Origin of the sequence: Salegentibacter sp. BDJ18 (assembly GCF_017579965.1) — a bacterium.
Classification (GTDB): Bacteria; Bacteroidota; Bacteroidia; order Flavobacteriales; family Flavobacteriaceae; genus Salegentibacter.
The window spans coordinates 24,633-31,324 of record NZ_JAFLQX010000030.1; the positions used below are offsets into that span (position 1 = coordinate 24,633).

The window sequence follows — 6,692 nt, forward strand, 5'->3', positions numbered from 1 at the left end:
ATTCTATAAACAAAAACAATCCCGATTTGAAAAAAATATTGCTGTTAAGCGACACCCACAGTCATATTGACGAAAGAATTCTACATTACGCCGCGGAAGCCGATGAAATATGGCACGCCGGCGATATTGGCATAACCGATATTACCGATGAATTAAAAAAACTAAAACCCTTAAGGGCCGTTTATGGGAATATAGATGATGCAGAAATAAGAAAGGAATTCCCCCTGCATCAGCGTTTTAAATGCGAAGGCGTAGATGTTTGGATTACGCATATTGGCGGTTACCCGGGCAAATACTCACCCGCGATTAGGGAAGAAATTAAAAGAAATCCGCCAAAGCTGTTTATTAGCGGGCATTCCCATATTTTAAAAGTTATGAACGATAAAACCCTGGGGTTACTTCATATGAATCCGGGAGCAGCAGGAAAGCAGGGATTTCATAAAAAACGTACTATGCTGAGATTTAAAATTGAAGCCGCTGAGATTAAGGATTTGGAGGTGATTGAATTAGCCTAGAAGATAGTTTTCAGTAAACAGTCTCAGTTGGCAGATGCGAATCGGGAAGTAGGCAGTTTGAAACGTATAGTTTTTAGGAAAAAAACACGACTGAAGCATTCATTTTATTAAATCACGACTTCGTAAATAATTGCGTATCCGCATAAAGTCATAATTTAAAATTTAGACGTCATCCTGAACTTGTTTCAGGATCTAAGTTGAGTATATCGTACTGCTCATGTTAGATGCTGAAATAAATTCAGCATGACGATTTTTTTATGATCTTGTTCTTAAGAGTAAAAACAGACATACATTTAAATAAAAATATACTTATTCCAACAAAAGATTGCAGCGTCATAATTCTTCAAATGTCGAATTATTTCTCTCAATGACAAAAAAACAAGAAACCAAACCCAGACAACATTCGTGAATTCGTGGCGATTCACGAATGATTCAACTATACTTATAAAAACTAAAAAACCCGAAGCTTTCACTTCGGGTTTTCACGCACTAATACTACTAAGATGATAGGCTTATCGTAATCGGTCCACAGATTTTACGAGATCTTCGTCCTTTTTAATGGCCTTATTGGCCAAAACAAGAAAAACGATAGAAATGATTGGAAGAAACATCCCAATACCCTTCTCTGAAATATCCATTTCTCCAGGTAAACTTAGCGACCAATAAACAAACACTCCTAGTAAAAAAAAGTTTAATAAGATATTTAGACGCCCCAATACAAATTGAAGCTTTCTATTTTTGAACATAAAAATACTCACCAAAGATAATAAAGCTGAAGCGAGAAATGCAATAAAAACCATAAGATAATCTTGTGCATACATAGCTACACCTTCACTATTTTCCCAAAGTGAAAATACGAAAATAAGTCCGCCGCTAATAATGGCAGCAATAAGTAAATATACTGTTTGTATTCTTTGTAGCATAACTTCTGGTGGAATTCGCGAACAAAAATAAAGATTCTTTTTAGAAATGCTATTTAAAATATTAAAATAAAGTTGTATACTTGCAGGAACATTTCGTAACCAATTCAAAACAGGTTACTTAAGTCTCCAAATTTTTTTTCGATTCTTCCTCGAGAAGTTTAACAATCAACCCAAACACAAATTTATTCTTAATTATTCATGTTTGAAATTTCAGAATTAAAAGCTAAAAAGCTTCCTGAGCTGCAGGATATCGCTAAAACTTTAAACGTTCCCAAATTTAGAACTTTAAAAAAATTAGACCTGGTATATCAAATCCTGGACTATCAGGCTGCAAACCCTAAAAAAGCTAAAGAAGCATTAACCGACGATACTAAAAAGGAAGAAACTCCTAAAAGTGACGAGCGTAGTAAAACTTCAGAAAAGTCACAACCAAAAAAAGGTGGCAAAATAGGAAGTAATAAAAAACCACCACGGGCTGCTGCAACTGCAGAAAACAAAGAGCCACGCCCTGCAAGAAAGGAAAATTCTTCTCCTAAGAAAGAAGATGCGCCGGCAAAAGCCAGGGAACCAAAAAAGCAGGAACAGAAACCAAGGGAAGAAAGTAGTAATTCTTCTCAAGGTAAAAATAATCCTCGCGACCATAAAAAAGACACACGTAGCAATAATAGCAACAAAAACAATGGAGGCCGCGATTCTGGCAACCGTGACGGGCGAAACCGCTACCGCGAACCAGACTATGAGTTTGACGCGATTATAGAAAGTGAAGGTGTACTGGATATTATGCAGGATAACTATGGTTTCCTAAGATCTTCAGACTATAATTACCTTACTTCTCCAGATGATATTTATGTATCTCAATCTCAAATTCGTTTATTCGGATTAAAAACTGGAGATACTGTTTTAGGGCAAATAAGACCACCAAAAGAAGGTGAAAAATATTTCCCTTTAATCAAGATCAACAAAATTAACGGATTAGACCCGCAGGTAGTGAGAGACCGTGTTTCTTTTGAACACTTAACTCCTCTTTTCCCGAAGGAAAAATTCAATATTGCTGAAAAGCAAAGTAGCATGTCTACCCGTATTATGGACCTCTTTTCCCCTATTGGAAAAGGCCAGCGCGGTATGATTGTTTCCCAGCCTAAAACTGGTAAAACAATGTTACTTAAAGATATTGCGAATGCAATTGCAGCAAACCATCCTGAAGTTTATCAAATAGTTCTACTAATTGATGAACGTCCTGAAGAGGTTACCGATATGCAGCGTAATGTACGTGGCGAAGTAGTAGCTTCTACTTTTGATAAAGAAGCTCACGAACACGTGCGAGTTGCGAATATCGTTTTAGAAAAAGCAAAGCGTTTAGTTGAATGTGGTCACGATGTAGTAATCCTTCTGGATTCCATTACACGTCTAGCCCGTGCTTACAACACCGTACAACCTGCCAGTGGTAAGGTATTAAGTGGTGGTGTAGACGCCAACGCATTACATAAACCAAAACGATTCTTTGGTGCTGCCCGTAATATTGAAAACGGAGGTTCTCTTTCAATTATCGCTACCGCCCTTACCGATACCGGTTCTAAAATGGACGAAGTAATTTTTGAAGAATTTAAAGGAACTGGAAACATGGAGCTGCAATTAGACAGAAAAATTGCTAACCGTAGAATTTTCCCGGCAATAGATCTTACTTCTTCCAGCACACGTCGCGACGATCTTTTATTAGACGAGGCTACATTGCAAAGAATGTGGGTGCTGCGTAAATATCTTGCCGATATGAACCCAATTGAAGCCATGGAATTCATAAACGATAGAATTAAGCAAACAAAAAACAACGAAGAGTTTTTGATCTCGATGAACGGATAAAACCTTCTTAATTATAAATTTAAAAATCCGGAAGCTTTTAGTTTCCGGATTTTTTTATGCTGAAATTTTATTCTTTTAAACTATTAATTTCTGTATCATCAGCAACCAACCTGAAATTTTCAACTTTCTTGCCTTTTAAATGTTTGTTCCATTTTTCCATAAGTGGAGCTTCCAGTTTAAATTCCCGATATTCATCGGGATTCATAATTGGAATCCCTTTTATGATAGGGTAAATACGTTTACATTTTTTGCAACTTAAAAATCCCTCTATAATCTTCCCTTCTAAATCTTTTGAAATTGTGGTGAGTTCTAAATCTGCCTTATCAAAAGGGCAGCATAATTTATCTATTGTTGAAGTTCTCATTTTTTATTTTTTTAAATTCTGAATTATAATTTTCTGTAGAAACTGCAGGGTCTCCGGCACTCATTATTCCTGAAATAACCGCTACGCCTTCAAAATCCAACTCTTTAAGCAAATGCATATTGGAAGGTTTAATTCCTCCCGCCAAAAAAATTGGCATTGCGGTAATTTCCCGGGCTTTCTTAATAATCTCAAAATCTACTAAATCGCAACTATTTGCGGTTGAAGAAGGGAAAATTGAACAAAAAGAAATATAGTTCAGGTTATTTTTATCGGCCCATCCTACAGTTTCCAGGTTGTTGGTACAGGTTAACCCAAGTAATGCATTTGATGAAATTTTTTTTTTAATCTTCTGAAAATCCTGGGGAATTTCATCAAAATGTACCCCGTTTGCTTCAGTTTGCTTTAAAATATCCCAATTATTATTCAGTAAAACAGGAACCTTATAGTTTTCACAAACTTTACAGATTTCATTTATAAGGGAAATTTTATTATCTGCATTTTTGAAATTATCCCATATTTGAACCGCTGCGATCTCACTTTTATCCATAATCTGTTTTAGCCTGTTCATTAAAACAGTCTTCTGCATTTGCGGATCTACAACGAGGTACACCCCTTCTTTTATTTTCTTCTTATTTATCATTTCCAGCCAGATTTAATTGCGGTGAAAAAGGCTTTCCAGTAAGGATCTTCAGTCTTATATTCTAAATCTTTAATTTCATCGTTTTTAGCTATTTTAATTCCTTCTTCCTCACTTTTAATCTCACCAACCGCAGTACAGGCAATATTTTCAGCTTTTAAACGTGAAATTACCTGCTCTTCTTTTCCTTTTTCACAGGATATCACCATTGAACCTGCCCCTATTATCTCCCTGTAATCCAGTTGGAATAAATCACAAACTTCCTTTTGCCACGAAATTACCGGCAAGGTTTCATCATAAATAATAGCTCCTTTTCCCGAAGCTTTAACCATTTCATATATTGCTCCCAGCACGCCGCCTTCAGTAACATCGTGCATAGCGTGAATTTCGGGAAATTTACTTCCTGTTCCTGCTGCTGTAAGTCCGTCTTTTAAAGACGAGGTTTGCCAAAACATTTCACAGCCTGCCTCATGGGTTTGTTTTCCTAATCTATTCTTTATTGTTTCCGGAAAACTCATTGATAATAATGCTGAAGAAGAAAGCGCACAGGTTTTGGTTACCAGAATTACATCATTTTCCTCTGCGGCATTAGAAAGAATAATCTCTTTTTTGGGAGCCACACTAAAAAAAGTTCCTCCACCCGAAATTGTTGAATTCTGGCCTTCTACAAATCCGGTATGTCCGCCAGTTATAGCCACTCCAATTTCTTTACTGAATTGATGAATATAATTCCAGTAAGTTTTAAAATCATTCCTCGAAAGTGATGCCGGAAGATTCAAAACCATTTGCGCATATTGTGGAGCAAACCCGGTAGTAGCCATATCGTTGGCCATTAGATGTACCGAAAGCCAGGCTGATTCTTCCAGGCCGAGCGTAGGAATAAGTGACAACGGATCACTTGTGGATATTAAGGCCAGCTCGTTGGGTAATTCTATTAATGAAACATCTACCCCAAACCCGGGTTCTGTGCTGACTTCTTTCCGCGTATGCCCGCAATTTTCCAGGATAAATCCCTCTAATTCTGCTTCGGCTATTTTTCCTAATTTCTCACTCATCATTTTACATCTTTAAATTCTACATACAATCCAAAAAAATCACCGTAGGGTAATCCCCATTGCTGAACCGGGAACCATTTTGGTAAACCGGTGCAGGACCATTCTATACTGTATTCCCGCCCCTGCAAGGCTTCTTCTATAATTTTAGTAAGTTTTTTGGGTGTATAAAAAGTTGCTGTAAGATAAAAAGGATTGGCACCAAAAATTTCCTGGACGCGCCGGCGGACTACTTTAGTAGAATTCCTGTTCATCATTCCCAGGGCTATACCGTATTTTCCAACCCTGGCTGCTTCCCGAATAACTTTTACAGGATCTTTATAATATTCAAAAGTGGTTATAAATGCGAGAGAATCAAAAGTATGATCTTTAAAGGGCATATGATGGGAATCTGCCATTACCAGATCTCCTTCAAATAAATGTACGGCTTGTGATAACATTAGTGGGGAAATATCACCACCGGTAGCCTCAATCCCTATTTTATTCCACCATCTGGTAAAACGCGTGGTTCCACAGCCAAACTCCAGCAGGGTTTTTACGCGTTTATCTTTAGAAACAAGTTGCTCCATCACCTTTTTCTGCCAGACTTCGGCCCGTTTATATCGCCCTTCGTACCACTGCTCGTAGGTGTCGGTGTGTTTTCGGTTAAAAAACCATTCTTCCCGATTTTGCCAATTTTGATGATTTACGGGAAGTAATTCAAATCGGCTGCTTTTTTCAATTTCCATATTTACTTTTTAAAAAGAAAAACTCCACGTTACCTAGAAAATGCCAGAAAACATGGAGTCTTAAAATGGAAATTTTAATCCTGCATCCCTACGTTGGCATTATCCAAATCAGGTTTTCGGGTGTTATCTCAGCCTTGCGGCACCCCGTGCGTGAATTTATCTGTTTATACTAAATCTCTATTTATTAATTTTATCGGTTAATCGGGAGAAAAATACAAAATAAAGAAGGAAGTGGAAAGTTTTTTCGGCCTGAAAAATAATATATCAAGTGTGTAATTACCCCTTTCTTCAGCAAAGCTGAATTCACTCCCAGTCCGCAGTACGGAGGAATTTAATTTCGTCATACTGAACTTGTTTCAGTTTCTAACATGTTACTAATTTTCACAACTTAGATCCTGAAATAAATTCACGATGACGAAAAAATTATAAGGGACAGCCGGTTCAAGCTCTAATCGGGACAGGCTTCTCACCCGGTGGTATTCTTTTCTGGGATCATTCTCAAAAGTTGTGTGTGAATTGAAATATTAGTTTGATTTTTGTTTTCTAAACAGGAAGCATTGGATCCATACATAGACCTACTCAAGATATTATTACCAGAACTATTAATCACCCATTT

General features: G+C 37.1%; 7 protein-coding genes and 1 riboswitch. Of the genes, 2 read left to right on the plus strand and 5 right to left on the minus strand.

What is annotated here, in order from left to right; translation table 11 throughout:
* Positions 1-26: 26 nt before the first annotated feature.
* On the plus strand, positions 27-515 hold the full coding sequence (locus J0871_RS17115) for a metallophosphoesterase family protein (protein ID WP_208226440.1): 489 nt from the start codon (positions 27-29) through the stop codon (positions 513-515).
* Positions 516-1,027: 512 nt separating this feature from the next.
* Here the strand turns inward: J0871_RS17115 and J0871_RS17120 are convergent.
* Positions 1,028-1,438 carry a DUF4293 domain-containing protein gene (locus J0871_RS17120; RefSeq protein ID WP_075328032.1) on the minus strand — a complete coding sequence of 137 codons (411 nt, stop codon included), beginning with the start codon at positions 1,436-1,438 and terminating at the stop codon, positions 1,028-1,030.
* 198 nt (positions 1,439-1,636) lie between these two features.
* Between J0871_RS17120 and rho the strand changes: the two genes are divergently transcribed.
* On the plus strand, positions 1,637-3,295 hold the full coding sequence (gene rho / locus J0871_RS17125; protein ID WP_208226442.1) for a transcription termination factor Rho: 1,659 nt from the start codon (positions 1,637-1,639) through the stop codon (positions 3,293-3,295).
* Between the two features lie 67 nt (positions 3,296-3,362).
* Here rho and J0871_RS17130 read toward each other — a convergent pair whose 3' ends face one another.
* From J0871_RS17130 to J0871_RS17145, 4 genes are read right to left on the minus strand one after another with little or no spacing between them, the layout of a single operon-like run.
* Entirely contained in the window at positions 3,363-3,659 is a 297-nt protein-coding gene (locus J0871_RS17130; protein ID WP_208226444.1) for a Trm112 family protein, read from the minus strand.
* Positions 3,637-4,299 (minus strand): thiamine phosphate synthase, encoded by a 663-nt coding sequence (locus J0871_RS17135; RefSeq protein WP_208226446.1) that lies wholly within the window; start codon positions 4,297-4,299, stop codon positions 3,637-3,639. Before J0871_RS17135 ends, J0871_RS17130 begins: the two co-directional genes overlap by 23 nt.
* Positions 4,296-5,351 carry an AIR synthase-related protein gene (locus tag J0871_RS17140; RefSeq protein WP_208226448.1) on the minus strand — a complete coding sequence of 352 codons (1,056 nt, stop codon included), beginning with the start codon at positions 5,349-5,351 and terminating at the stop codon, positions 4,296-4,298. Before J0871_RS17140 ends, J0871_RS17135 begins: the two co-directional genes overlap by 4 nt.
* Positions 5,351-6,076 (minus strand): class I SAM-dependent methyltransferase, encoded by a 726-nt coding sequence (locus J0871_RS17145; RefSeq protein WP_208226450.1) that lies wholly within the window; start codon positions 6,074-6,076, stop codon positions 5,351-5,353. Before J0871_RS17145 ends, J0871_RS17140 begins: the two co-directional genes overlap by 1 nt.
* A gap of 68 nt (positions 6,077-6,144) precedes the next feature.
* Positions 6,145-6,233: riboswitch (TPP riboswitch) on the minus strand.
* Between the last annotated feature and the right edge of the window lie 459 nt (positions 6,234-6,692).

Coding starts and splice junctions, on each gene's coding strand:
- J0871_RS17120 (WP_075328032.1), bottom strand. CDS start 1,438: ATGCTACAAAGAATACAAACAGTATATTTACTTATTGCTGCCATTATT.
- rho (WP_208226442.1), top strand. CDS start 1,637: ATGTTTGAAATTTCAGAATTAAAAGCTAAAAAGCTTCCTGAGCTGCAG.
- J0871_RS17130 (WP_208226444.1), bottom strand. CDS start 3,659: ATGAGAACTTCAACAATAGATAAATTATGCTGCCCTTTTGATAAGGCA.
- J0871_RS17135 (WP_208226446.1), bottom strand. CDS start 4,299: ATGATAAATAAGAAGAAAATAAAAGAAGGGGTGTACCTCGTTGTAGAT.
- J0871_RS17140 (WP_208226448.1), bottom strand. CDS start 5,351: ATGAGTGAGAAATTAGGAAAAATAGCCGAAGCAGAATTAGAGGGATTT.
- J0871_RS17145 (WP_208226450.1), bottom strand. CDS start 6,076: ATGGAAATTGAAAAAAGCAGCCGATTTGAATTACTTCCCGTAAATCAT.